26 protein-coding genes and 1 pseudogene are annotated in these 25,222 nt (G+C 70.8%); 17 read left to right on the top strand and 10 right to left on the bottom strand.

The annotated features are described in order from the left end of the window. The coding region (locus IF04_RS36245) for an aminotransferase class I/II-fold pyridoxal phosphate-dependent enzyme (RefSeq protein WP_037961639.1) at positions 1–526 on the top strand (526 nt) is incomplete at its 5' end. Between the two features lie 6 nt (positions 527–532). Here IF04_RS36245 and IF04_RS0133105 read toward each other — a convergent pair. Continuing rightward, positions 533–949, bottom strand: coding sequence for a winged helix-turn-helix transcriptional regulator (locus IF04_RS0133105; protein WP_030266550.1), 417 nt, complete (start codon positions 947–949; stop codon positions 533–535). A 115-nt stretch (positions 950–1,064) separates the two neighbouring features. Between IF04_RS0133105 and IF04_RS0133110 the strand changes: the two genes are divergently transcribed. After that, positions 1,065–1,964, top strand: coding sequence for an NADP-dependent oxidoreductase (locus IF04_RS0133110; protein WP_030266552.1), 900 nt, complete (start codon positions 1,065–1,067; stop codon positions 1,962–1,964). A 33-nt stretch (positions 1,965–1,997) separates the two neighbouring features. Here IF04_RS0133110 and IF04_RS0133115 read toward each other — a convergent pair whose 3' ends face one another. Then, a complete protein-coding gene (locus IF04_RS0133115) occupies positions 1,998–3,347 on the bottom strand; it encodes an MFS transporter (RefSeq protein WP_030266554.1) in 1,350 nt (449 codons plus the stop codon). Between the two features lie 234 nt (positions 3,348–3,581). Between IF04_RS0133115 and IF04_RS0133120 the strand changes: the two genes are divergently transcribed. The 5 genes from IF04_RS0133120 (at position 3,582) to IF04_RS0133140 (ending at position 7,588) form a co-directional block, all read left to right on the top strand. Beyond that, positions 3,582–4,268 (top strand): GntR family transcriptional regulator, encoded by a 687-nt coding sequence (locus tag IF04_RS0133120; protein WP_030266558.1) that lies wholly within the window; start codon positions 3,582–3,584, stop codon positions 4,266–4,268. Between the two features lie 73 nt (positions 4,269–4,341). Beyond that, positions 4,342–5,184 (top strand): urea carboxylase-associated family protein, encoded by an 843-nt coding sequence (locus tag IF04_RS0133125; RefSeq protein WP_030266561.1) that lies wholly within the window; start codon positions 4,342–4,344, stop codon positions 5,182–5,184. Positions 5,185–5,227: 43 nt separating this feature from the next. Then, on the top strand, positions 5,228–6,028 hold the full coding sequence (locus tag IF04_RS0133130; protein ID WP_030266566.1) for a LamB/YcsF family protein: 801 nt from the start codon (positions 5,228–5,230) through the stop codon (positions 6,026–6,028). 7 nt (positions 6,029–6,035) lie between these two features. After that, positions 6,036–6,683, top strand: a complete 648-nt coding sequence (locus IF04_RS0133135) for a 5-oxoprolinase subunit B family protein (protein ID WP_030266570.1) — start codon at positions 6,036–6,038, stop codon at positions 6,681–6,683. An 11-nt stretch (positions 6,684–6,694) separates the two neighbouring features. Beyond that, on the top strand, positions 6,695–7,588 hold the full coding sequence (locus tag IF04_RS0133140) for a 5-oxoprolinase subunit C family protein (protein ID WP_030266573.1): 894 nt from the start codon (positions 6,695–6,697) through the stop codon (positions 7,586–7,588). On the opposite strand, the gene IF04_RS0133145 is transcribed toward IF04_RS0133140, so the two are convergent. Beyond that, positions 7,572–9,839 carry a family 2 encapsulin nanocompartment cargo protein terpene cyclase gene (locus IF04_RS0133145; RefSeq protein WP_281179741.1) on the bottom strand — a complete coding sequence of 756 codons (2,268 nt, stop codon included), beginning with the start codon at positions 9,837–9,839 and terminating at the stop codon, positions 7,572–7,574. The two genes, IF04_RS0133140 and IF04_RS0133145, sit on opposite strands and share 17 nt — an antisense overlap. A 44-nt stretch (positions 9,840–9,883) precedes the next feature. Beyond that, a complete protein-coding gene (locus IF04_RS0133150) occupies positions 9,884–11,296 on the bottom strand; it encodes a family 2B encapsulin nanocompartment shell protein (RefSeq protein WP_030266579.1) in 1,413 nt (470 codons plus the stop codon). A 273-nt stretch (positions 11,297–11,569) separates the two neighbouring features. Between IF04_RS0133150 and IF04_RS0133155 the strand changes: the two genes are divergently transcribed. Continuing rightward, positions 11,570–12,643 carry an LmeA family phospholipid-binding protein gene (locus IF04_RS0133155; RefSeq protein WP_030266582.1) on the top strand — a complete coding sequence of 358 codons (1,074 nt, stop codon included), beginning with the start codon at positions 11,570–11,572 and terminating at the stop codon, positions 12,641–12,643. A 66-nt stretch (positions 12,644–12,709) separates the two neighbouring features. On the opposite strand, the gene IF04_RS0133160 is transcribed toward IF04_RS0133155, so the two are convergent. Beyond that, a complete protein-coding gene (locus IF04_RS0133160; protein ID WP_157847746.1) occupies positions 12,710–13,165 on the bottom strand; it encodes a hypothetical protein in 456 nt (151 codons plus the stop codon). Positions 13,166–13,435: 270 nt separating this feature from the next. Between IF04_RS0133160 and IF04_RS0133165 the strand changes: the two genes are divergently transcribed. Further along, positions 13,436–14,023 carry a dienelactone hydrolase family protein gene (locus IF04_RS0133165; RefSeq protein ID WP_030266587.1) on the top strand — a complete coding sequence of 196 codons (588 nt, stop codon included), beginning with the start codon at positions 13,436–13,438 and terminating at the stop codon, positions 14,021–14,023. Here the strand turns inward: IF04_RS0133165 and IF04_RS36830 are convergent. Both IF04_RS36830 and IF04_RS39410 read right to left on the bottom strand, forming a co-directional pair. Next, on the bottom strand, positions 14,003–15,019 hold the full coding sequence (locus IF04_RS36830) for a helix-turn-helix transcriptional regulator (protein WP_051831791.1): 1,017 nt from the start codon (positions 15,017–15,019) through the stop codon (positions 14,003–14,005). The two genes, IF04_RS0133165 and IF04_RS36830, sit on opposite strands and share 21 nt — an antisense overlap. A gap of 153 nt (positions 15,020–15,172) precedes the next feature. Next, positions 15,173–15,727 (bottom strand): hypothetical protein, encoded by a 555-nt coding sequence (locus IF04_RS39410; protein WP_211259895.1) that lies wholly within the window; start codon positions 15,725–15,727, stop codon positions 15,173–15,175. A 94-nt stretch (positions 15,728–15,821) separates the two neighbouring features. Here IF04_RS39410 and IF04_RS0133180 point away from each other — a divergent pair, with 94 nt between their 5' ends. Further along, positions 15,822–16,463 carry a class I SAM-dependent methyltransferase gene (locus tag IF04_RS0133180; protein WP_030266595.1) on the top strand — a complete coding sequence of 214 codons (642 nt, stop codon included), beginning with the start codon at positions 15,822–15,824 and terminating at the stop codon, positions 16,461–16,463. A 9-nt stretch (positions 16,464–16,472) separates the two neighbouring features. Here the strand turns inward: IF04_RS0133180 and IF04_RS0133185 are convergent, their stop codons facing one another. Further along, complete coding sequence (locus IF04_RS0133185) at positions 16,473–17,063, bottom strand: cysteine hydrolase family protein (RefSeq protein WP_030266598.1); 591 nt, start codon at positions 17,061–17,063, stop codon at positions 16,473–16,475. Positions 17,064–17,202: 139 nt separating this feature from the next. On the opposite strand from IF04_RS0133185, the gene IF04_RS0133190 reads away from it, so the two are divergent. Beyond that, on the top strand, positions 17,203–18,225 hold the full coding sequence (locus IF04_RS0133190; protein ID WP_030266600.1) for a GlxA family transcriptional regulator: 1,023 nt from the start codon (positions 17,203–17,205) through the stop codon (positions 18,223–18,225). On the opposite strand, the gene IF04_RS0133195 is transcribed toward IF04_RS0133190, so the two are convergent. Beyond that, positions 18,220–18,606 carry a hypothetical protein gene (locus IF04_RS0133195; protein WP_157847747.1) on the bottom strand — a complete coding sequence of 129 codons (387 nt, stop codon included), beginning with the start codon at positions 18,604–18,606 and terminating at the stop codon, positions 18,220–18,222. The genes IF04_RS0133190 and IF04_RS0133195 overlap by 6 nt on opposite strands. 208 nt (positions 18,607–18,814) lie before the next feature. Here IF04_RS0133195 and IF04_RS0133200 point away from each other — a divergent pair, with 208 nt between their 5' ends. The 3 genes from IF04_RS0133200 to IF04_RS0133210 all read left to right on the top strand — a co-directional run bounded on the left by IF04_RS0133200 (position 18,815) and on the right by IF04_RS0133210 (position 22,429). After that, on the top strand, positions 18,815–19,555 hold the full coding sequence (locus IF04_RS0133200; RefSeq protein ID WP_030266606.1) for an SDR family NAD(P)-dependent oxidoreductase: 741 nt from the start codon (positions 18,815–18,817) through the stop codon (positions 19,553–19,555). Positions 19,556–19,720: 165 nt separating this feature from the next. After that, on the top strand, positions 19,721–21,016 hold the full coding sequence (locus IF04_RS0133205; protein ID WP_030266609.1) for an amidohydrolase family protein: 1,296 nt from the start codon (positions 19,721–19,723) through the stop codon (positions 21,014–21,016). A 108-nt stretch (positions 21,017–21,124) separates the two neighbouring features. Continuing rightward, on the top strand, positions 21,125–22,429 hold the full coding sequence (locus tag IF04_RS0133210; RefSeq protein ID WP_030266612.1) for an amidohydrolase: 1,305 nt from the start codon (positions 21,125–21,127) through the stop codon (positions 22,427–22,429). Positions 22,430–22,445: 16 nt separating this feature from the next. Here the strand turns inward: IF04_RS0133210 and IF04_RS0133215 are convergent, their stop codons facing one another. Then, positions 22,446–22,943, bottom strand: a complete 498-nt coding sequence (locus IF04_RS0133215; protein WP_030266615.1) for a nucleoside deaminase — start codon at positions 22,941–22,943, stop codon at positions 22,446–22,448. Positions 22,944–23,116: 173 nt separating this feature from the next. Here IF04_RS0133215 and IF04_RS0133220 point away from each other — a divergent pair. The 3 genes and pseudogenes from IF04_RS0133220 to IF04_RS0133230 form a co-directional block, all read left to right on the top strand. Then, positions 23,117–23,800, top strand: a pseudogene (locus tag IF04_RS0133220) (LysR substrate-binding domain-containing protein); the annotation flags it as partial. Positions 23,801–23,860: 60 nt separating this feature from the next. Next, positions 23,861–24,514: a GntR family transcriptional regulator gene (locus IF04_RS0133225; protein ID WP_030266620.1), complete on the top strand. Its 654-nt coding sequence runs from the start codon at positions 23,861–23,863 to the stop codon at positions 24,512–24,514. 49 nt (positions 24,515–24,563) lie between these two features. Then, complete coding sequence (locus IF04_RS0133230) at positions 24,564–25,220, top strand: maleylpyruvate isomerase N-terminal domain-containing protein (RefSeq protein ID WP_030266624.1); 657 nt, start codon at positions 24,564–24,566, stop codon at positions 25,218–25,220. The last annotated feature ends 2 nt before the right edge of the window (positions 25,221–25,222 follow it).

Consider the following 25,222-nt stretch of genomic DNA (forward strand, 5'->3'; position numbering starts at 1 on the left):
CACCACCCTCGTCGAACCGGGCGACCACATCGTGGCCGTCGTCCCCACCTACCAGCAGCACTACTCCATCCCGGACAGCTACGGCGCCCGCGTCGACCACCTGACGTTGCGTGAGGAGCACGGCTGGCTTCCCGACCTGGACGAACTCGACCGCCTGGTCACCCCGGAGACGAAGCTCATCGCCGTCAACAATCCCAACAACCCCACCGGCGCCCTCATCGACGCCGCCGGGCTGACCCGCATCGCGAAGATCGCCGATCGCGTCGGGGCGTGGGTGCTGTGCGACGAGGTCTACCGGGGCGTGGACCAGGACGGCGACGGCTTCACCGCCTCGATCGCCGACCTGTACGAGCGCGGCATCTCCACCGGCAGCATGTCCAAGCCGTACTCCCTGGCCGGGCTGCGCCTGGGCTGGATCACCACCGTACGCATCGGCTTCGCCGACGACACGGAGACCTTGCGCACCGGCCTGCAGTTGGTCGGCCGGTTCCTCGACCAGCTGGAGCCCGATCGGCCGTCCTCATAGGCGACTTCAGGGTTTCTTGGCGGTTTGCTCGTCGAAGTGGGAGCGGTTCCGGGAGATCTCGTCGTGGTGGGTGCCGGCCCAGTCGATCAGCGCGGTGACGGCGACGAGCAGGGTGGCGCCCAGGTCGGTCAGCGCGTACTCGACCCGCGGGGGCACCTCGGGGTAGGCGGTCCGGGTGACCAGACCGTCGCGTCGCAGTTGGCGCAGAGTGTGGGTGAGCATGCGCTGAGAGATGCCGGGGATGGAACGCTGCAGATCGGTGTAGCGAAGGGGGCCGCTTTCCAGGGTGCCGATCACGAGCACGGCCCACTTGTCGCCGGCCCGCTCGACGATCTGCCGGATGGTCTCGCCCTGCTCCGCCGGCCAGCGCGAGCACGGCCCGGCGGGAACAGCCGCCCGGCCGGCCTGCGACTCGGTTGCCATCCCGGCCTCCGTTCCGTTGCGCACACGGGTGTGCCTTTTGTATCGCCTTCCATTCTGACCCAACATTTGGTTACGCACTAAAGGTAAGAAACGACGTCGGAGGACGAATATGCGCATGCGCGCCGCGACAGTCTCCCGCTTCGGCGGGCCCGAGGCCGTCGAGATCACCGAGCTTCCCGTGCCCGTGGCGGGGCCGGGACAGGTACGGATCAAGGTGGCGGCAGCTGCCTTGAATCCAGTGGACGCTGCCATGCGTTCCGGCGTCTTCGGCGGCGGCGACGGTGCACGGATCGGTCTGGGCTGGGACGTCGCCGGCACCATCGACGCCGTCGGCGACGGGGCGGGTTGGGCGGTCGGTGACCGTGTCATCGGCCTGGCCACGGGCCATCGCACTCCGCTGGGCACCCACGCCGAGTACGCCGTGCTCGATGCGGATGCCATCGCGGCCGCTCCCGCCACTCTGAACGACATCCACGCCGCGGCCCTGCCCCTCAACGCACTGTCCGCGCTCCAGGCGCTGGAGATGCTGGCACTGCACCCGGGGCAGAACCTGCTGGTCACGGGAGCTGCCGGCGGGGTCGGGGGGCACGCGGTGGAACTCGCGCACCACCGAGGGCTGAAGATCACCGCACTCGCCTCCGCGAGCGACGAGGAGTTCGTCGTCTCCCGGGGCGCCGACCACTTTCTCTCCCGCGGCCGGACACCCACGCCCGCCGACTTCGATGGTGTACTCGACGCCGCGATGCTGGGGCGCGACGCGCTCGCCGCGGTCCGCGACGGCGGCACCTACATCGGCGTGTGGCCCGGCCAGGAGCCGCAGCCCGAGCGCGGCATCCGGATCGACGCCCTGGACGTACGGGCCGACAGTGCGCAGTTGGCCGTACTGGCCCGCCTCGCCGACACGGGTGCGCTGTTGCCCCGCGTCGCACAGACCCACCCGCTCGACGCCGCGGCCACGGCCCACGCCCGGCTGGCCGAAGGCGGCCTGCGCGGACGCATCGTCCTCGTGCCCTGAAGCCCCCTGAAGCCCCGAGGAGTGGGCAGCGGTTCAGGCCGCGCTGGAGCTTTCCAGTGAGGCGCCCAGCGTTTCCGGGGCGAGTGCTACCGAGACCAGCGTGCCGCCCAGGGACACGATGCCCGCGAGGAGCAGAGTCGCGCCCACGCCCCAGGACTCCAGGGCGATCGGGGTGAGGAAGGTGCCGGCGGCCGCGGCGACCCGGCTGAAGCCGGTGCCGATGCCCACGGCCGTGGCCCGGAACTCCGTGGGGAACAGCTCGTTCGGGTAGATCCACTGCAGGAGGGTCGGGCCGCCGATGGCGACGGCGTAGACCGCGAAGAGGATGCCACCCAGCACGACGGGCAGGTCCGGGAAAAGGCCGAGCACCATGAGCGGAAGGGTCGCGGCGGCGAAGGAGGCGATCAGCAGCGGACGGCGCCCGATCCGGCCGAGCAGTGGCAGGAACGCAACGCAGCCGACCAGGAAGACCAGGCTGATCACACCGGAGCCGAGATTGGAGCTGCCCTCCCCGGCCAGCCCCATCGCGGTCAGCAGCTGCGGCCCGAACGCGTAGATCGCGTAGATGGGCATCACCGAGCAGGCCCAGAAGACGGCGACGAAGACGGTGCGGCGGCCGTACACGCCGCGGAAGACGGCGGTGAGACGGGCGGGCTCCGTGGGGACCTCCAGCTCGTCAATGGTGGCGTCGGGGCCGAAGACCTTGCGCATCACGGCCTGCGCCTCTTCGGTACGGCCCTGGGAGAGCAGCCAGCGCGGCGACTCGGGCGTACCCATCCGCATCAGGACCAGGATCGCGGCGGGAATGGCGGGGCAGGCCAGCAGCCAGCGCCAGCCGTCCGGGCCGAGGCGGAGCAGCAGGTCACCGACGAGGTACGCGGCGGCGCTGCCGAGCGACCACATGACGGTGAGCAGGCCGAGCATCGCGCCGCGGTGCTTGCGCGGGGAGAACTCCGCGAGCAGCGAGGTCGCGATCGGGTAGTCCGCGCCGACCGCGACGCCGATGAGGAAGCGCAGGACCAGTAGCTGTTCCGGGCCGGTGACGAATGCCTGGGCCACCGAGAAGACCACGATCGCGGCCAGGTCGATGGTGTACATGATGTGCCGGCCGAAGCGGTCGGTGACGTACCCGAAGACGGTGCCGCCGACGAGCAGGCCCAGCAGTGCGGCCGCCGCGAGCAGGCCCTCATAGGCGCCGCCGAGGTGCCACTTCGGGCCGAGCTGGGTGAGGGCGACACCGATGACGCCGAGGATCAGCCCGTCGAGGAAGGGGCCGCCGGCCGAGTAGACGGTGAGCCGGCGGTGGAACGAACTGAGTTTGCTGTCCTCGAGAAGGTCGCGGCCACTGCCGGCGACGGGTTGCGATGCGGTGGTCGGCGGCATGGGCCACCTCCGGGTGCGGAGAGACGGGGGACGGCGCGCGCCACGGCGGCGTGACGGCTCGGCCAAGTGGCGGACAACGTAGAAATGGTTGAACGATCCTGTCAAGGCTTGACGATCAGCTCCCCAAAGAAAGCCTTATGGGCTGCTGGTCGGTAAGGGTTTCTGGACCCTCCAGGCCGTCCACCACGCAAGACGGTCTCCATTTTGATGAACAATCCTGATAGCGTGCCCGCCATGCCTGAGGAGATCCACGCCGACGCCCCCCAGGGCGACGTCGCCGCCGACACCGTGGCCGACCGGCTGCGCGAGCGCATCAGCCGCGGTGAGTTGGCGCCCGGCACGCCACTGCGCGATGCCGCGCTCGCGGGCGAGCTGGGCGTCTCGCGCAACACACTGCGCGAGGCGGTCCGACTGCTGGTCCACGAAGGCCTGGCCGTCCATCAGCTCTACAAGGGCGCGGCGGTCAAGCGCCTCGAGGTGGCGGACGTGCACGACATCTACGCCGCCCGGCGTTGCATCGAGCTGCGGGCCGTCGAGGAGAGCGTGTACTCCCCGGCCGAGGCGTTGGACGATCTCGACCGGAGGGTCACCGAGGCCGAGCGGGCCGCCGCGGCGGAGCGCTGGAACGAGGCGGGCACCTGCTCACTTGGCTTCCACCGCGCCGTGGTGCACCTGCTCGGCAGCGCCCGGCTGGACCGCTTCTTCGACACCACCGCGGCCCAACTCCGCCTGGCCTTCGCGGAGTTCCCGCAGGAGCAGGACTTCCAGGCGCAGTACGTACCGCGCGACCGCGTGGTCTGCGATCTGCTGCGCTCCGGCGGGCGGGCCGAGGCCGCGGCGGCCCTGCGGCAGTACCTGGACGACTCCGAGCGCGAGGTCGTCGACATGGTCCGGGCGGCCGCCGCGGCCCGGCAGAGCTGACCCGAGCCGATCCGAGCCGATCCGAGCCGACCCGACCCGATCCGAGCTGACCTGTACTTCTAGGAGGATCCCCATGGCCACCACCGCAGCCGCCTACCAGGCCACCAAGGGCGGCCCGCTCGATGTCGACAGAGCCTTCTACGACCGGGTGTCCGGTACCCCCGAGGGCCGCGAGCTGGTCGACAAGTTCGAGATACCGATCCGCTCCGGCCAGGCGTGGGAGGTGCCGGCCGGGCACCTGTGCCGGCTGGTCACCGTCGAGGGCCCGCAGGTCGGCGACCTCAACGTGTGGAACCGCAACGACCCGCGCGAGCGACTGTGGGCCTCCCGTACGCGGCAGCTCCAGCGCGCGCACGTGAGCACGTACGACCGGCTCTGGTCGAACCTGCCGTTCCTGCGCCCGCTGCTGACCATCACCGATGACACGCTGGCCGAGTACGGGCGCGACCCCGAGGGCGGCCGGGTGCACGACCTGCTCGGCACCCGCTGCGACCCGTACGTCAATCAGATGCTGACCGGCGAGGCATTCGACTTCCACTGCCACAGCAACCTGACGCGGGCCGTCCTCCCCTACGGCCTCACCGAGTTCGATGTGCACGACGTGCTGAACGTCTTCCAGTGCACCGGGCTGAATGAGGACGACCAGTATTTTATGAAGGACTGCCCGGCCCGCCCCGGCGACCACTTCGAGTTCTTCGCCGAGCTGGACCTGCTCTGCGCGCTCTCCACCTGCCCCGGCGGCGACCTGTCCGTCCCGATGTGGGGCCCGGACGCGCACGACCCGGTCGAGGTCTGCCACCCCATCGGCGTCGAGGTCTACAAGGTCGACCCCGAGCTGCTGGCGGGCTGGCAGCAGCCGGAGCGCGCCGCGTACCGCAACCTCCACGGCATCAACCTCCCGACCTGGCAGAGCTGAGCCGATCCCGCCACGAGCACGCGAGAGGAACCAGAGGAACCACATGACTGTCATCGACCTCAACAGCGACCTCGGCGAGGGCTTCGGCCAGTGGACGCTGGGCGACGACGACGCCCTGCTGTCCATCGTCAGCAGCGCCAATGTCGCCTGCGGCTACCACGCGGGCGACCCGACCGTGATGCGCCGCGTCTGCGAGCTGGCCGCCGAGCGCGGCGTCGCCATCGGCGCCCAGGTCGGCTACCGCGACCTGCCCGGCTTCGGCCGCCGCTTCATCGACGTCGACCCGCGCGAGCTGGTCAACGACGTGGTGTACCAGATAGCCGCGCTGGACGGCTTCGCCAGGCTGGCCGGTACGAAGGTCGCGTACGTCAAGCCGCACGGCGCGCTGTACAACGCGATCGTCCACCACGAGGCGCAGGCCGAGGCCGTCGCCGACGCGGTCAGCCGGTACGACGTGAGCCTCCCCGTGTTGGGTCTGCCCGGCAGCGCCTGGCTGCGCAAGGCCGCCGAGGCCGGGCTCACCCCGGTCCACGAGGCCTTCGCGGACCGCGCGTACACTCCCGAGGGCACGCTCGTCTCGCGCCGTGAGCCGGGCGCGGTGCTGCACGACCCGGACGTCATCGTGGCCCGCTGCCTGCGGATGGTCATCGAGGGCGTGGTCGAGGCGATCGACGGTACGGAGGTGCCGCTGACGGTGCGTTCGCTGTGTGTGCACGGCGACACCCAGGGCGCGGTGGAGATCGCCCGCCGGCTGCGCAAGGAGTTCGACGCGGCGGGGCTGTCCCCGACGCCGTTCGCCACGCCGTCCGCCGCGGTCGCCACGGGCGCCGCCGGGCAGCGCTGAGGCCCGTATGACGACCCCGCTGCGCGGCGTCCGCAGGGCCGGCAGTGCGGCACTGCTCGCCGAACTGGCCGACTTGGCCGACGTGCTGGCCCTGCGCGCCGCGTTGGAACGTGAACGACCGGAGGGCGTACGGGAGTTGGTCGCGGCCGCCCGTACACTGCTGGTCACCTACGATCCGGCGGTCACCGGGCAAGACCGACTCAGCCGTACGGTCGCCGAGCGGGCCGCGGCGCTGCCGGAGCAGGGCGGCCCGGCCACGCAGGAGACGGACTACGACACGCTCGTCGTCCCGGTCCGTTACGACGGGCCCGACCTCGCGGACGTCGCCGAGCTCACCGGCCGCACCGTCCGCGAGGTGATCGACCGGCACACCGCACCGCTCTACACGGTCGCCTTCGCCGGCTTCATGCCCGGCTTCGGCTATCTGGTCGGCACCGACCCCGTACTGCACCTCCCCCGCCGCAGCGAGCCGCGCACCGCCGTACCGGCCGGCTCGGTCGCCGTGGCGGGCGGCTTCACCGGTGTCTACCCGCGCTCCTCCCCCGGCGGCTGGCAGCTGCTGGGCAGCACCGATGTGCCGCTGTGGGACGAGGACCGCACTCCGCCGGCGCTGCTCGTCCCCGGCAGGACCGTACGTTTCGAGGAGACAACGTGACGCTGCAGGACATGGATACGGTGGCGCGCACTGTGGAAATCCTCACTCCCGGTCCGCTCGCCACCGTCCAGGACCTCGGCCGCCCCGGCTGGTCGCATCTGGGTGTCTCCCGGTCCGGCGCCGCCGACACCACGTCCCTCACCCTCGCGAACCGCCTGGTCGGCAACCCCGAGGACGCGGCCGGCCTGGAAATCACCTTCGGTGGGCTGCGGGCCCGGCTGCGCCTGCGCCGCCCCGACGGCACCCCCGCGACCGGCTATCTCGCCCTGACCGGCGCGCCCTGCCCGGCCACGGTCAACGGCCGCCCGGCCGCCCTGGACGCGCCCGTCCCCGTACGCGACGGTGACGTCCTGTCCCTCGGCATGCCGTCCTCCGGCCTCCGTACCTACCTCGCCGTCCGCGGCGGGCTGACTCCCCCGCCCGCACTCGGCTCCCGCGCCACCGACCTCCTCTCGGGAACGGGCCCCGCGCCGCTGCGCGCCGGAGACACCCTCCCCCTCGGCGACCCAACGCACCCCATGCCCGGCGTCGACCACGCCCCACGCAGCGCACCACCCACCGAATTCCTCCTACGCGTCTGGCCGGGCCCACGCGACGACTGGTTCGAAGAACCATCCCTCAAAACGTTCTTCACAACGCGCTGGGAAGCGACCAGCAAAAGCAACCGGATCGGCATCCGCCTCGCGGGCCCGGCACTGCGCCGCTGCCGTACGGGCGAACTGCCCGCCGAGGGCATGGTCCGCGGCGCCCTCCAGGTCCCACCGAACGGCCTCCCGGTCCTCTTCCTCACCGACCACCCGGTCACCGGCGGCTACCCGGTGATCGGCGTGGTCCACGAAGACGACCTCCCACTGGCGGGCCAGATCCCACCGGGTGCCGGCATACGATTCAGCGCCGCCCGCTGAGCCTCGGAATACACGCCGCCGAGGTTCCCAGGCCGGTGGGGAGGTCGAGGCGGCGTTGGGGGTGGGTGGGGAGGTCGCGGCGGAGGTCTTCCTCCTTGTAGCGGTGGCAGCGCTGGTGCCAGGTCAGGATGCCGGAGAGCCAGTTTTCGAGTTCGCGGACGTAGCCGTTCAGGGTGCGTCGGGCGTCCGGGGTGAGCTTGAAGTCCTCGTAGAGGATGGGGAGTTCGTGCTCCGCCACGTGCTGGAACTGCCGCATCCGGGAGGTCATCAGGTCGTGGATGATGGCGAGGGCGGTCGGGTAGTCGCAGTCGAAGAAGTTCTGGACGACCAGGATGCCGTTGTGCACCTCGCCCTCGTACTCGATCTCCTTCTGGTAGGAGAAGACGTCGTTGAGGAGGCACGCGTAGTCCGCGGCGGCGTTCTCCAGGGAGCGCATGGGGCCGCTGCGGTAGATCTCGGGCGGGATCTGCTGTCCGTGGCCCAGTCGGCACAGGCTCATGGTGAGATCGGAGCCGAAGGTCATCCGGCGCATCTCGATGTAGTCGACGGGGTCGGGGATGCGGTTCTGCGCCTGGTTGGCCAGCTCCCACAGCCAGCTGGACGTCATGTCCTCGATGGCGGTGCGGAAGGTGCGGCGGCCCTGCGGGTTCATCGGGCCGGCCGTACGGGCCCAGAGATCGGCCAGGCCGCGCTCCAACGCGTTGGCGGGCTCGGGCGTCGGGGAGCCGTCCACCGGCATGAAGGCCGAGAGCCGGGTGTTGGCCGCCTTCGCTCCTGCCAGGTCCCGGGTGCGGCCGAAGACGACGGGGAAGTAGTCGTCCCCGTACGTCCCCCAGGTCAACCACCCTGACGTCACGTCGAGTTGGTCGGGTGAGGCATCGGGGTGGATGCCGGCCGCGCACAGGGGGAAGTCGAAGCCGGCGAGCTTGCGTTCGTTCCAGATGTGCGAACCGGGGATGCCGGGCTGGGCTTCGAGCATGCCCATCCGGCGCCCCCACTCGACCACGTTGCGGCGCGCGCCGTCCAGGTGCGGGCTGAGCCGAGTGGTGAACGGCATGTGGAAGTCGGGCAGTTGAGACGGGCCCACTCGCTGGTGCGGGACGTGGGTGAAGCCGCGGAGCCGGCCGGCCTCGGCCCGGCGGGTGGTCGTCAGGCTCGTCAGCCCGAGACGCGCCGCCGAGGTACCCAGACCGCTCGGGAGAAGCGAGAATCCCGAGAGTCCCGATTGCTCTGAACTTCCTTCAGCCGCGCCTCCGTTCATGTAGCGGCTGGACCGCATGTGCCACTCATGGCCGCCCGACTGCCAGTCCTGCAGCCCCTTGACGTACGCGAGGACGTCCGCGCACTGGTCCGGGCCCAGGCCGGTCTCGGCGAAGAGCGGGGAGAGCTCGGTGAAGACGGTGTTCTCGAACTGCTGGAGGCGGGAGGTGAGCAGGTCGTTGACGGCGTCGGCGGCCTCCTGCGTACTGCAGCCGAGGAAGGTCTCCAGTACCAGCACACCGTTGCTGTTCTCCCCCTCCTCCTCGACCTCGCGCTGGTACGAGAAGAGGTCGTTCCGCAGGTGCACGGCGTCGGAGAAACTGTCCCGCAGCACCTTCATCGGGCGTGACGCCGCGATGGGCGCGGGCACCTCGGCCCCGATCGCGTACTCGATGAGACCCGCCGACCAAGGGGCGCCCCCGACCTTGCGGCGCATCTCGATGTACTCGACGGGGTTGGCGATGCGGTGGGCGTTGATGTTGGAGAGCTCCCACAACGACTCGTTGAGGAGGTTCTCCGTGCTCTCCGCGAACCGGGCCCGCCAGTCCGCCGACATGCTCGGCACGGTGCGGGCCCACAGGTCGGCGAGGCCCGCTTCGACCGGGTTCGTCGGCTCGGGGATGACCGCGGCCGGGTCGGTCGGCATGAAGAGCGGCAGGCGGTCGAGGTACGCCTTGCCGCCCTCCCGGTCCTTCGAGTACTTGAAGACCTCGAGGAAGTGGTCGTCGAAGAAGAAGACCCACACATACCAGTCGGTGACCAGGGAAAGGGCCGGGCCGGACGCATCGGGATGGGTGTACGCGCACAGCAGCGCGTAGTCGTGCGCGTCGAGGTCGCGCTCCTCCCAGACACCCGAGCCTTCGAGCATGCCCATGTCGCGGGCCCACCGCTTCGAGTGCCGCCGCGCCTCCTCCAGATGAGGATTCAGGCGCGCGGGATGCGGCATGTAGAAGTCCGGCAGTTCAAAAGGCTGTGTCGCTGGTGCCGTCACTGGTGCCCGGCCCTTTCCTGTTCCTGAAACGAGGTGTGCGTCGGCTAGTTGTCGTAGTGGCCGATCTCGACGTCTTCGAGGATGCCGAGCGCGTCCGGGACGAGTACCGCCGCGGAGTAGTAGGCGCTCACCAGGTAGGAGATGATGGCCTTGTCGTCGATGCCCATGAAACGCGCGTTGAGGCTGGGCTCGATCTCGTCGGGGATACCCGCCTGGTGGAGACCGACGACGCCCTGGTCCTCCTCGCCCGTGCGCATCGCAAGGATGGAGCTGGTACCGGCCGGGCTGACCGGGATCTTGTTGCAGGGCAGGATGGGGATACCGCGCCAGGCCGGCACCTGGTGGCCCTCCAGCTCCACGCCCTGCGGGTAGAGCCCGCGCTTGCTGCACTCCCGGCCGAAGGCCGCGATCGCCTTCGGGTGGGCCAGCAGGTACTGGGTCTTACGGCGCCGCGAGATCAGCTCGTCGAGGTCGTCCGGGGTGGGCGGGCCGCTGTGCGTACGGATGCGCTGCTTGAAGTCGGCGTTGTGGAGGAGCCCGAAGTCACGGCTGTTGACGAGCTCGTGCTCCTGCCGCTCGCGCAGCGCCTCGACGGTGAGCCGGAGCTGCTGCTCGACCTGGTTCATGGGCTCGTTGTAGAGGTCGGCGACGCGGCTGTGCACGCGGAGCACCGTCTGAGCGACACTCAGTTCGTACTCGCGGGGGCTGAGTTCGTAGTCGACGAAGGTACTGGGCAGTACCGGCTCCCCGGCGTGACCGGAAGCCAGGTCGATGGCGGCCTCGCCCCGCTTGTTCTGCGACAGCCGGGACGCGGACCGCACCTCCTCCAGGTGCGTACGCAGGCCCTCCGCCCGTCCCTGGACCTCCTCGAACGCGTCCCGCGACAGGGTCAGAACGGTGCAAGCGGTGACCGCCCGCACCGTGAACTCCCACTCGCCGCCCGAGCCTGTCAGGAGGCCCTCGCCGACGTAGTCACCGTCCGCGAGCACACCGAGCACCGTCGGGTCACCGTACTTACCGGTGCCCAGCTTGTTGCTCTTGCCGTGCGCGATGAGAACGACCTCATCGGCCGGGCGGCCGGCCTCCACGATCGCTTCCCCCGCGGCCACCTCGCGCTGCGCGAACCGCTCCGCCAGCGCACCCAGCACCGCCTCGTCCTCAAAGGCCCGCAGCGGCGGCAGCTCACGCAGCTCGGTCGGTATGACCCGCACGTCCGCGCCGGTGGCGACGAACTCGACGCGGCCGTCACCGAGGGTGTGGGTGAGCCGGCGGTTCACCCGGTACGCGCCTCCGGAGACCTGCACCCAGGGCAGCAGCCGCAGCAGCCACCGGGAGGAGATCCCCTGCATCTGCGGAACGGTCTTGGTCGTACTCGCCAGATTCCGCGCGGCCGCCGTGGACAGGCTCAGCTGCGGCTGCTGACCGTCCTGGTTGGCAGGAGTCGGGTTGAACGGCATAGAAGACATGAAGCGGCATCCATCGTTGAGAACGGGAGCAGAACGGGAGCAGAGTGGGAGGAGAGTGGGAAAAGTGGGGGCAGAGCGACAGCGATCGCCCGGAAGCGCTGTCGGGGTGAAGATCATTTACGCACCCGCGCCCACCGTAACAGGGCCTGTTGGCCCGTCAACAGTGGGTGATCTGCGCGTGGTTACCGGTGCCTCCCGGGTGCTCGCCGACTGCGGGCCGGGCATTACTTGGCCGTAGCGGTAGTCGTGTGATCGCATGTGGTGGTGATCTCGAACGGACCTCCCGCAGACTCCACGGCACGGATTCCGGCGGCCCGCGCTTCCCACGAGGGCGCGGACCGGGACGGTGAGTGCTCAGACACGGGCGATACGGCCGATACGGCCCCCGGGGGCCGGCGCACCGGCCGGCGCGCTGCCCGGAGGGTCGCGAAGACGGTCGTCGGCCTGGGCGTTGTACTCGCGTTTCTCGCCCTCGGCGACCGCTGGGCCGTGCTCTACGCCGAGAACCTGGCGGCGCAGAAGATGCAGGACGCGCTGAAGCTCCGTGCCGAGCCCGAGGTGCACATCGACAGCTTCCCGTTCGTCGCGCAGCTCGCCACGGGCCATCTCGACCATGTCGAGGTCAACGTCCCCGACGTGTCGGCCGGGCGGGTCTCCGTCGCGCAGGTGAACGGAACGGTGGACGACCTGCGGATCGTCGGCTCCCTCCCGGCCTCGGTCAAGGGCGCGGTCCTGAGCCGGGTGCGCGGTGAGGTGTTCCTCGACTTCGACGACCTGAACCGCGAGGTCGGGGCGTCCCAGGTCCGCCTGACTCCCGGCCCGCAGAAGAACACCGTACTGGCCCAGGGCGAGCTGCCGGTGGCCGGCAAGGAGGCGAGCATCCGGGCGCGGGCACACCTGCAGCGCACCGGCGACCACGGCCTGGCCATGACCGTGGCGGACACCCGGCTGGTGGTACCCGGTCTGCTCACGTACACGCCGGGCAAGGGCGGCGGCCTGCAGCTCACCACACCCACCGCCGACAAGATGGACGAGCGCGCCCTCCAGCAGGCGACCGGGCAGCAGCGGCTCCGCCCGGACCAGCTCATGAAGGGCCGCGCGCTGGACGCACTCGCCGAGCACCCGTCGCTGCTGAAGCCCACCGGTATCGATCCGTCGCTGATCCGGGGCCTGCAGAAGGTCCGGGAGCCGAAGGTCGCGGAGGACATGGAATTCTCGGCCCAGCTACCGGACAACCTGCCCGGTGACCTGCGGCTTCGCGGAATCTCCGTAACGAAGGACGGCGTACGGGCGGAACTGTCCGGCGCGGACGTACCGCTGGGCGGCGGAACGCCCTGACGGGACGGGGCCGCGCGGCCGGGGCCCGTCCCGACCGGCGGGCCCCGGCCGCGCCCGCCTCACCCGTCAGGCGCGTACGACCTTGTACGCGTCCGTCGGACCACCATTGCTCGTGAGCGTGGCGATCACGGACGGCTTGGCCTGCGGTGTGATGCTGGCTCGGAAGTGCAGGTCGAGCTTCGCAAGGCAGAGGTCGACGTGGGGCTGGCAGTCCCGCAGTGTGAAGGTGTTGTCGATCAGACGCCAACTGGGGCTGCTCTGGACCGTGTTACTGGCTTCACCCTCGACTCTCCACTCCCACACCGGCCCATAGGAATTCGTCCTCACCGGGGTGGTGAAGGCGGTGTTCTCCGTCAGGCTGCCGGTCTCATCGAAGCACCTCTTCGCCTGCGCATCCACCCAGGCGACCTCCGCACCGGTACTGCTGACCACCTTGTACCGGAAGACGTCCGTGGTGCAGGTCTCCGCTGCCTGCGCCTGCCCGATGGGCCCGAAGACCACGGCCACCATGGCGAGAACCACGGGAAGAACCGCCCCCCGCGCCATCCGGCCCCTCTTGCTGGTCGTTATCACTACTGAAGTCACCATCCCGTTGGTTGCTCATGGGCGGCCCCCATCGTCGACACGCGACGAGCCCCGCCTCTCCCGTGGAAAATCCTGTGGCCCTGCGACACACCAGTCCACCCTCGTTTGATTCGAGATCGGCGCCCCCTCATAGACGACTACGCATCAATGCAGGCCAGCCGTCCTCGGACTCCCCTCACTCCTCCCCGAACTGGGCATGATGACCCCATGGCCCACATCGCGCTCTTCCACTCCGTTCTCGGCCTGCGTCCCGCCGAACTGCTCGCCGCTGAGCGGTTGCGGCGCGGCGGGCATGAGGTCGTCACACCCGACCTCTTCGCCGGTCGGACCGCCGGCACCCTCGACGAGGGGTTCCGGTTGCTCGACCGGATCGGCTGGGAAGCGGCGGTCGAGCGGGCTCGGCAGGCACTGGTCGGCATGCCGGAGGAGACCGTGCTCGTTGGTGTCTCCATGGGGACAGGCGTTGTCGCCGATCTCTGGCCCGAGCGTCCCGCGACTGCGGGTGTTGTCCTCCTGCACGCCGTCGCCGACCTCCCCGCGTCCGTCCGCCCTGGCCTCCGGGTGCAGTTGCATGCCGCGGAGCCGGACGACTTCGCGCCGCCCGAGCGCGTGGCCGCCCTCCGCCACGCGGCACAGGAGTCCCATGTCGACCTGGAGGTCTTTCGTTACCCGGGCGCCGGCCACTTCTACATCGACCGCGAGCTTCCCGACCACGATCCGGCCGCGGCCGAGCTGACCTGGCGCCGGGTGCTGGAGTTCCTCGGCCAGGCCGACTCAGCCCCGGTGCTCCTGTGACGGCAGGGTCCCGTACCTGGCCTGGTAGGCGGCGGCGAAGCGGCCCAGGTGGGTGAAGCCCCAGCGCACCGCGGCCTCGGTGACCGAGTCGGTGGATCCGGGGCGGGTCAGGTCGCGGTGCGCGCGCTCCAGGCGCAGCGTGCGCAGATACGTCATCGGCGTGGTCTCCATGTGCTGCTGGAACCCGGCCTGCAGGGACCGCGGGGAGACGCCGGCGATCCTGGCAAGTTCGCGCGTGGTGAAGGGGTGCGCGGGATCGGCCTGCATGGCATCGATCGCCCGCTTGACCGGACGCGGGCAGGTGCGCGGCCCCGGCTCGGCGAGCTCCTCGTGGTACTGGTGCGGGGTGGCGTACAGCATCGTCGTGAGGAGGGCGTCGGCGAGCTTGGCGGCGACGATCTCGTGCCCCAACAGCCCAGTGGGCGAGCCCAGTTCGCGCTTCAGCACCTGCGCCAGCCCGGCCAGCGTCCGGCCCTCGCCGTCCGTGGGATCGAAGCCGCCGGGGAAGTGCAGCGGCCGGACAGGGTGGTCGAGGTACTCCTCCAGTGCGCTTTCCACCGCATGCCGGTCCCAGCCCAGTGCGAGCACCGCAGCGTCGTCGCTCATTTCCGTGGTGACCGCGCCCGTTGGTTCGAACACCGGGAGCCGTCCTCCCGCGGCGGTACAGACGAAGGTCTCCCCTCGGTGGGCCTCGATCGAGGTGCCGCTGGTGGTGAAGTTGATGTGGTACGCGACGCCGAGGCCGCTGCTTCTGCCGAGGCAGTGGGTGCCGTACGCCACCGTGTTGGCATTGATCGGGCCCAGTTGCATCCCGCGCATGTCCAGGGCGAAGCGGTCCGTCTCGGCCAGCGGATTCAACGTCACGGGATAGTGCATGACTTCGCTGATCCAGGTGCGGGCCCGGTCGACGTCACCGGTGCGGAACTGCAGCGTGCCGCCGCCCTGCCGGTCCGGTACGCGCGCCTGCGACTCCGGGCTCCCGCGCTCCACCGCCATCGCTGCCTCCAGGACCTGGGCCCTGCCCCTATCACACGGCGAACAACCGACTGCGCTTCGTGTCCAATGCTAGCCGGAAGGACCGTCAGCGGAGAGGCAGGTAGCGGATGGCCCCTCCCTGCGGCATCCTCAGCTCAGGCGGCAACCGTCAGCTCAGGCGGCGACCCTCTGTGCCACCGTGCGCACGGGTGCCGCGGGTGCCGTGGGACGACCCACGGATGTCATCGGGCGACGCACCGGTGCGGCAGCCGGGGTACGGGTGGGCCTGGCCGGCCTGGCAGCGGCGTGAGCGGGCTCGGCAGGGGTGTCGGCGGCCCATACGCGGTACGTCGTCTTGGCCGGATCCACCAAGGGATCACCGAACGTGATCCGGCCTGCCGACTCCAGCCGGTCGCATACCTCGGTGGGCAGAGCCATGTAGCAGCCGCCCTTGCCGGTGCGGGAGTCATACGGCCGCCAGTAGCCGTACCGGCGCCGGCCATTCGCATGCACGGTGATGAAGACCGGGGTACGGGAGTTGGCGATGGTCCGGAGAACCTCGGCGCCGGCGGCGTCGAGGGGGGCGGCCGCCCGGCGAGGCGTCGTCCTGATGCGAGCCGGCGGGCGGCGGAACTCCGTCGACACAGCGACGGGCGGGGCCTGGTCGAGGACGGACAGCATCAGGAATTGCCTTTCGGAGGACAGCGACTCAAGATCATCTCCCCCCATTCAATCAGGTGTAGATGGCAAAGTGCAGCTACGGATCAAGCCGAGGTACGAAGTTGTCGTCAGCGCGACAGGGGAGGCCCTAGTGTCCTCGCTTGTGACTGAACCTTCCTCGCACCTCTCCGCGACAGCGGATGCCTACGATGCCGTGGCCGTCCTCTACGCCGAACTCGCCCGCGACTCACTCGACGCTCTTCCGCTGGACCGCGCGGTGCTCGCCGCGTTCGCCGAGCTCGCGCGGGCCAACGGCGCCGGGCCCGTCGCCGAGCTGGGATGCGGCCCCGGGTATCTGACCGCGCACTTGCGGGACCTGGGACTGGACGTCTTCGGCATCGACCTGTCGCCGGTGATGATCGACCTCGCCCGCGAGACCTACCCCGACCTGCGGTTCGAGCTCGGTTCCATGGACGCACTGGACCTGCCCGACGGCAAGCTGAACGGCATCGTGTCGTGGTATTCGGTCATCCACGCCCCGCCGCAGGACGTGCCCTCGTACTTCGCCGAGTTCCGGCGGGTGCTCGCGCCCGGCGGCCACCTCTTGCTCGGTTTCTTCGAGTCGGAGGGTGAGCCGGTCACGGCGTTCGACCACAAAGTGGCGACGGCCTACCGGTGGCCGATCGACGACCTCGCGAAGCTGGCCGGCGAAGCCGGATTCATCGAAGTCGGCCGGATGCTGCGCGAGCCGGGCGAGGACGAGCGGTTCCGCCGGGGCCATCTGCTGATGCGCCTGGGCCAGTAACCCGGCCGCTTACTTCAGGGCGGAGCCCTGCGCGACAACGACCCCGTAGAGGTCGGCGATCGTGGCCAGCGCGCTCTGGTGGACCTGCTCGGCGGACAGTTCGACCCCGGCCCCCGTCAGGGGCCGGGTGGCGCACGCGTCCGCGACGATCGTGGGCGCGTAGCCGCGCAGGAACGCGCCTTCGGTGGTGAAGGTGACGCACATGTGGGTCATAAAACCGGCGATGATCACGTTCTTGCGGCCCGCGGCCTCGACCTTGTCTTCAAGGTCGGTGCCGTGGAAGGCGTTCGGCGCCTGCTTCTCGACGACCGGCTCGCCGTCGGCCGGGGCCACGCCGGGGTGGATGGAGCCGATCTCCGCGCGGATGTCGTACGGGGTGCCCTCGCCGCCGTCGTTGATGATGTGGATGACCGGCGTCCCCGCCTCCCGCGCCCGCGCCAGCAGCGCCGCGGCCGAGTCCAGGGCCGCCTGCCAGCCGGACAGCTCCATCACGCCCCGGGTGTAGGTGTTCTGGAAGTCGACCATGAGGAGCGTGGCGTCGGCGAGGCTCGCCGGGGTCTCATCGAAGCCGTTGAGCTGACGCAGCGTCGTTGTAGTCATGGAGAGAAGCCGTCCCGGGTGAGGTGTTGGTTTCGTCCGACGCCCTGGCGGCGCCGACGTGTTCGACGCTACGATCCCCCGTCGGTGTCTGCAATGACACCGAACTTGCAGATCCGGACATCACCTGGGGAGGGGACGCGTGTCCGCATCGGAACGGCTCGTCGTCATCGTCGTTTTCGATGGCGTCGACCTGCTGGACATCACCGGCCCACCGGAGGTGTTCGCCCTGTTGCAACGCGAGGTCGACGCCGAGAGCGGCACCGGCACCCACACCGGCTACCGCGTACTCCTGGCCGCCGAGACGCTGGATCCCGTTACCACCTCGGCGGGGGTACGCGTCCTGCCCGACGCCGTGTTCGACGCGGTGGAAGGCCGGCGCATTGACACCCTCCTGGTCCCCGGCTCCGTACGCTTCGACGCCGACCGGCGCGTGAGCGCCCTGGCGGACCCGGCTGTCACCGCCCGCGTCAAGCAGCTCGCCGGTGCGTCACGTCGTATCGCCTCTGTGTGCGTCGGCGCCCACATCCTGGCGGCCGCGGGTCTGCTCGACGGAAAGCGGGCCACCACGCACTGGTCGACCGCCCGCCAGCTCGCAGCCGAGCACCCCACCGTCACCGTGGACGCCGACCCGATCTTCATTCGTGACGGCGCCGTGTGGACCGGCGCGGGTATCAGCTCCTGCCTCGACCTGTCCCTGGCCCTGGTCGCCGAGGACTTCGGCGAAGCCGTCGCCCTGCGTGTGGCCCGCCAGCTCGTGATGTACCTCAAACGCCCGGGCGGACAGAGCCAGTTCTCCGTACCGCTCGAACCCGTCTCCACCACTCGCCGGACCGAGGACCTGCGGCACTACATCACCCGCAACCTGTCCCGGCCCATCGGCCTCGCCGACCTCGCCGCACACGCCCACGTTTCCGAACGGCAGCTCTCTCGCATCTTCAAGACCGAACTCGGGATGACGCCGGCCGCCTATATCGAATCCGCGCGCGTCGAACTCGCCCGTAATCAGCTGGAGTCGACCGATGCAACGCTTGAGCGCATCGCCGGCGACTGCGGGTTCGGTACCGTCGACACCCTCATCCGGGCCTTCCGCCGCCAACTGGCCACCACGCCGACCGAGTACCGCAACGGCTTCCGGTACCTCAGCAGGAGCGGGACATCATGAGGCCGCTCCCTTGGGGCAGGTCCTGACGAGTTGCAGGCCGGCGCTGCGCAGTGGTGCGAGGTCGGGTTTGCGGTCCTGGGCGAGCGCCGTGCGTACTTCGTCCGCCGCGTCTCCGACTGCCGTGGCGGCTTCCTGCACCTCCGCGCCGGACGAGCGCCGCGTGAGCTCGGCGACCGCCGCGTCGAGCGCATCGACCGCCGCGTCCGCCTCGCGGTCGAGGGCGGACTCCAGTACGGCATGTTCCAGGTCCCCTATGGCGTCGGACACCGCGAGGGCGAACCGCGCGCATCCGACGGCCCGGTCCTCGCCCTCCGCCATGTCGCATCCTGCGAGCAGTGCCACCGCCAGCACCACCGCTGCCGCGCGTGCTGTCCGCTGCATGTCGTCACGTCCCTCCGGTGAACCGTTCGGTGAGTCACTTCGGTGCGTCACGAGGAAAGCGGCCGCCGCTCGCCCGACACGGGGCAGCCTATGGACGGTGACTGCGCTCAGGGAGAGGGTTTCTCGCAGTTGGCGATGAAGGTGGGTACCGCGTCGCCATAAGGGACGAGTACCGGCCACCGCAGGGGCCCGTGACAAGATCCGCGGCATGAGCATGCAACAAGCGGATCGGCCCGTCGCCCTGGTCAGCGGGTCCACGTCGGGGATCGGGGAGGCCATCGCGCGGCGGCTGGCGGCGGACGGGATGCGGGTCGTTGTGCACTCGCGGCGCAGTACGAAGGCCGGGGAGGCGCTGGCGGCGGAGCTCGGCGGGGCGTACGTGCGGGCCGACCTGGCGGTGGAGGAGGAGGCCCGGGGGCTGGTCGAGGCGGCGCTCGGCCGGTACGGGCGGCTGGACGTGCTGGTGAACAACGCGGGCATCAGTTGGCCGATCCCGCACGACGATCTGGCCGCGGCGACACCGGCGGACTGGCGGCAGCTGCTGGAGGTCAATCTGATCGCGCCATGGGTGTTGTGCACGGCGGCACTTCCGGCGCTGCGCCGCTCCCCCGGCGGCGGCAGCATCGTGAACATCACCAGCCACGCCGGGGTACGCCCCAAGGGCTCGTCGGTGCCGTACGCGGCGAGCAAGGCCGCGCTGAATCACGTCACCCGGCTGCTCGCGGCCGCGCTCGGACCCGAGGTGCGGGTCAACGCGGTGGCCCCCGGGCTGGTGGACACCCCGATGACGAAGGACTGGGCGCAGGCGCACGAGCTGTGGCGGGACCGTGCGCCCATGCACCGCCCGGCCCAGCCCGCCGACGTGGCCGGGCTGGTCGCGTCGGTGATCGACAGTACCTATCTCACCGGTGAGGTGATCGTGCTCGACGGTGGGCTGAATCTGACCTGAGAAGCCGACTCGCGGGGGATGGCATACCGAACCCACGGAGGGGGTGGTGGGCAAACGCCCCATCGCACTCCATACATGGGCGGCCATCACCGGGAACCTTGCCTCGGACTGAGGTTTGGTATACCAATTTCCCTCAGTTGTACGTAGAGCACTGAGGAGCCCGTCATGTGTGTCGAGTCCGTCCCGCCCCCGCCCAGCCGGGTCACCCGCCGCGGTGTGCTCGCCGGTGCCGCGGCCCTGGCCGGCACGGCCGCCGCCCTCTCGGCGGCACCGGGCGCCGCTGCCGCCCCGGCGCGGGGAGCCGCCGCCGGTCCGGCGCGGAGCGCGCAGCGCGGCGGCGACCTGGTCGTCGAGGGCGGCACCCTGCTCGACCCGGCGACCGGTGACGTCATTGAGGACGCCGTTGTGGTGATCCGCGACGGTGTGGTGCACGCCGCCGGGTCCCGGGCGAAGGTCGATGTGCCGGCCGGCGCGCCGCGCCTCGACGCGCACGGCCGCTGGGTGCTGCCGGGTCTGGTCGACGCGCACATCCACCTCAACACGGCCACCGAGGCGCGCGACGCGGTCCGCAAGGGCGCCACGAGCGCGCGCAGCGGCTCCACGAACTTCTACCAGGACATCGCCGTACGGGAGTTGGCCCGCCAGGCACCCGAGCAGGCGCCCCGGCTGCGGGCCGCCGGTGTCTTCGTCACGCCCGACCTGGGCGACACCGTACTCGCGGACCCGGACCTCACGCCGCTCGCGCGGCTGAAGAACGGCGTGCGGTCGGCCGAGGCGCTGCGCCGGGTCGTCGAGGTCAACCTCGCCCGTGGCGCCGACGTGATCAAGACGCGGGTGAACGAGCGTGCCGGTCTGCCGGAGCAGGACCCGCTTACCCAGGTCTACTCGTACGAGCAGCTCTCCGAGATCGTCGCGACGGCGCGGCGCCGGGGCAAGGGCGTGCTGTGCCACAGCTACAGCGAGCGCGGCTGCGACGACGCGGTGCGGGCGGGGATCCGGTCGCTGGAACACGGTGTGTTCGTCGGCGAGCGCACCCTGCACGAGATGCGGCGCCGGGGGACGTACTTCACGCCGACGCTGACCGCCATCGCGGGGATGATCCACTCGCCCGACCCGGTGCTCGCCGAGCGCGGCCGCACGTATCTGCCGGTCCTCAAGGACGCGGTGCGTACCGCGCACGAGCTGGGCGTTCCGCTGGCGGCGGGCACCGACTCCTCCGGCGGGGCGGTCAAGCCCATCGGCCGGGAGGTGGAGCTGATGCGCGCGGCAGGTCTGCCGGCGCTCGACGCGATCCGCACCGCCACGACGGGCGCCGCCCGGCTGCTCGGTATGGAGCGGACGGCGGGACGGCTGGCGCCCGGCTTCGCGGGCGATGTGATCGTGCTGGACAGCGACCCGCTCGACGACGTCTCCGTACTCAAGAAGCCGCACCGCGTGGTGCGCGCGGGTCTGCCGCTGTAGACGCAACTCTTGGCCCGTGTGCTGCGCCGCCGCTTCCCCGGCGGCTGCGGGGCGCACGGGCCCGTACTGCCCGTCCCACCGCCGCTTCCCCACCCCGAAGGAGTTCCGATGACGCCTCCGCCCTCCCAGCCCTCCCGGCGCGGTGTTCTCGCGGGTGCCGCCTCGCTCGCGGGCGCCGGCACCGTACTGTCCGCGGCCGTGCCGCCGGCGCGGGCCGCGGCCCGTGAGCGGCCCGCGCGCCCGGTGGTCTTCCGTGATGTGCGGCCCTTCGGGGCGAAGCACGCGGTGGACCTCACCGTCGTCGACGGCCGCATCACGGACCGGCGGGCCCCGGAGGGTGCCGAGGTGATCGACGGCGGCGGCCGTATCGCCCTGCCGGCGCTGGTGGACGCGCACATCCACCCCGACAAGACGACGTGGGGCGGCAGTTGGGAGTCGCGCAAGCCGGCGAGCAGTATCGCGGACTACGCGGCCCAGGACGTGGAGCTGTTCCAGCGTCAGAGCCGGTCCGTCGCCGAGCGGGCGCACGGGCTGATGGCGCACGCCGTGACCCGTGGTACGCGGGCCATGCGCGCGCACGCCGACATCGCCCCCGCCTACGGCCTGACCTGCGTGGAAGGCGTCGCGGCCGCGCGCGAGCGGCTGCGGCACGCGCTCGATGTGCAGATCGTTGCGTTCCCGCAGCACGGTGTCATCCGCACGCCCGGTACGGCAGCACTGCTGCGGGAGGCGGCGCGCAGCGGGACCGTGGACTTCATCGGCGGGATCGATCCGATCGGCTTCGACCAGGCGCTGGACGAGCAGCTCGACCTGGTCTTCGACCTCGCCGACCAGTACGGCATCAGCGTGGACATCCATCTGCACGACCGGGGCGAGCAGGGCCTCACGGCGCTGCGCGGCATCATCGACCGCACTCGGGCGCTGTCGCTGCGGGGCAAGGTGACGGTCAGTCATGTGTTCTGCCTGCCGGGCCTGTCCGACGCCGAGCTGGCCTCGGTGGCGGCCGACCTCGGCGAGCTGGACATCGCGCTGACGACGGTGGCGCCGAGCCGGGAGCTGGTCCTGCCGATCGCCCGGCTCAAGGAACACGGTGTGCGGGTCGGGCTGGGCTCGGACGGGGTGCGCGACGCGTGGAGCCCCTTCGGCAAGGCCGACATGCTGCATCGCGCGCATCTGCTCGGCTGGGTCCGGGACAACCGTCTCGACACGGAGCTGACGGGGTGTTACGAGACGGGGTCGCACGGCGGCGCCGATGTGATGCAGCTGGACCGCGCCGACCTGTCCCCCGGCTCCCCCGCCGACTTCCTGCTCCTCCGCGGCGAGTGCGTACCGCAGATCGTGGTGGACATGCCGGCGCGGGACATGGTGGTGCACGGCGGCCGGGTCGTCGCCCGCGACGGCGAACTAGCCTAAAGCCAGGGCCAGTTGTTCAGGTGGTGGGAGCGCCTTCGACGTGGCGGTTGCCGCCGTTGCGCTCCTGCCACCGCCGGTACACGTCGACGGCGGCGTCCCGCGGCGCATGGCTCATGGGCAGCCGCCGCTCGGTGTAGTCCTTGGCGAACTCGTCGTAGAAGTTGGCGAGTTCGAAGTACTTGCGGTCGTCGACGTAGTGCGGCTCGTAGGCGTCGCGGGAGGTGAGGAAGACCACCTCGTCCGGGGAGCAGTAGTACAGCGCGCCCAGGCACATGGGGCAGGGGTGCGCGAGGACGTAGATGGTGGCGCCGACCAGGTGCTCGGTGCCGAGCTTGCGGCACGCCTCGCTGATGGCGAGGATCTCCGCGTGTGCGGTCGGGTCCGAGGTCTGGGCGACCTTGTTGGGGCTCTCCGCCAGGATCTCACCGTCCTTGACGATGACGGTGGCGAAGGGGCGGCCGCCCTCTTCGACGTTCTGCCGGGCGATGTCGATGGTGCGCTGGGCGAAGTCCATGAGCGTTCCTCCAGAGAAAGCGGTGGGGACAAAGGGGTCGGAAAGTGGCTGCCGGCCCACTGCGGGCCAGTCGGAACCACCAAGAACCACCGTGCACGACCAGGCCCTATAGCGTCCGCCGACGCTCTCGCAGCAGATCAAACAGCTGGAACGGGCCGTCGGCGCCCAGCTTCGCCGACCTCTCCCGGGGGCATCTGCGGCTGGCCATGACGCCCACGTTCACCGCCTACCTCCTCGGCCCACTCGTGCAGGCACTGCACCGTGACCACCCCGGGCTCACGCTGGAGGTGCGCGAGATGACGCAGGACCGTATCGAGGCGGGCCTGCTGGCCGACGAGCTGGATCTCGGCATCGCCTTCGAGGGCCCGCACCTGGCGGGCATCGCGGCCACCGGGCTCTTCGCCGAGAACCTCAGCCTGGTCGTCACCGCGGACCGCCCCGATGCAGCCGATCGAGCCGATGCCTCCGCTGCGTCCGGTGCCCGGGACCGGCGGTCGATGCCGGTGGCCCGCCTCGCCGGGCAGCCGCTCGCGCTGCTCAGCGAGGACTTCGCCACCCGGAGACACATCGACGCGCACTTCGCGCGGCACCGCATCAGCCCGCCGATCGCGGTGGAGGCCGACACCATCCAGGCGCTCACCGAAATCGTACGGCGCACTCCTGCACTGGCCACGGTGCTTCCCGATGCCATTACCGACGACCACCCGCATCTGGCGCCCGTCCGCCTCGACCCTCCGCTGCCCACCCGCCGGGCCGCGCTGCTGCGCCGCGACAACGCCTACCGGAGCGCCGCCGCCCGCGCCTTCACCCGGCTCACCGAGCAGGTCGTACGCGACCGCGGGTACGCACCGGCCTGAGCGGCCCGCGCCCCCCGTACGGTGCCGGGCGCGGTGCGGGCCGATGAGAGAATCAACGGCATGACAACAGGGTCTGAAGGGTTCGAGCCCGAGTCGGAGCGGGTCACCCGGCAGCTGCGCAACGAGATCATCGACGGTGTCCGCGAGCCGGGCAGCAAGCTGGTCGAACGGGAACTCGCCGCTGAGCTCGGGGTGAGCCGGCTGCCGATCCGGGACGCGCTGAAGGCACTGGTGAATGAGGGGCTGGTGACGCCCCGGCCGCGGACGTGGGCGGTGGTGCGGGAGTTCGCGCCGTCGGACATCGCCGACCTCGACGAGGTGCGGTCGGCGCTGGAGATGCTGGCGTTCCGGCTCGCCGCCCAGCGGCGTACCCGCGCCGGGCTGGCGAGGCTCCGCGCGGACCTCGACGCCGAGCTGGCGGCGGCGCGCGAGGGCGACGCGGTACGGGCCCGGCGGGCGGCGGCCGATTTCCACGAGACGGTCACCTCGCTGGCCGACAACGAGCTCCTGAACGAACTGGAGCGCACGTTGCGCAGCAGGATGCGCTGGCTGCTGGGGCAGCACGACGACCTCATGGCCATGGCGAAGGAGCACGAGGAGCTCTACGAGGCCCTCGCGGACCGGGACGTGGCACAGGTCGAGAAGCTGGTGACACGGCACCTCGCGACCGGCCGCGACGCGGCGGCCGCCCACCGGAACGCCACGCAGGACTGACGCCCAATTGCGCTTGTCCGCTACCTCGGCACCGCACTACCGTGCCGAGGTGGATCTCTTCTCACGCTCCTGGACGGCGTTGCGCACGGCGGTCGCCGGGCTCTCGGACGAGGACTTCGCGCGGCCGTCCGGCTGTACCGGCTGGCTCGTGCGGGACCTGGTGTGCCATCTGGTCATCGACGCGCAGGACGTCCTGATCACCCTGGTGACCCCCGCCGATACGGCACCGACCCACGACGCCGTGACGTACTGGAACGTCGCCGACACGCCGCCGACCGGCGACGGCCCCCTCGACGCGCTGACCGTCCGGCTGGCCGCCGCCTACGAGGACCCCGGGCTGCTCAAGTTCCACCTCGACGACGTCGGCTCCGCGGCCGGCCGTGCCGCCGCACTCGCCGACCCGGGTCTCCGGGTCAGTACCCAGGACATGGTCCTCACCGCGGGCGACTACCTCACCGCGTACGTACTGGAGTGGACGCTGCACCACCTCGACCTGATCGCGCACCTCCCGGACGCGCCGGAACCTCCTGCCGAGGGGCTCGCCCGGTCCCGCGAGATGCTGGAGCGGATCGCCGGGGCCGCGTTCCCCGCGTCGTTCTCGGACCGCGACGCGCTGCTGGTCGGTACCGGGCGGCGGGCCCCGAGCGACGCGGAGCAGGCCGCGCTGGGCGGCCTGGCCGCGAAACTCCCGCTGATCCTCGGATAACC

The sequence above is a fragment of the Streptomyces violens genome, assembly GCF_000717745.1.
Lineage (GTDB): Bacteria > Actinomycetota > Actinomycetes > Streptomycetales > Streptomycetaceae > Streptomyces > Streptomyces violens.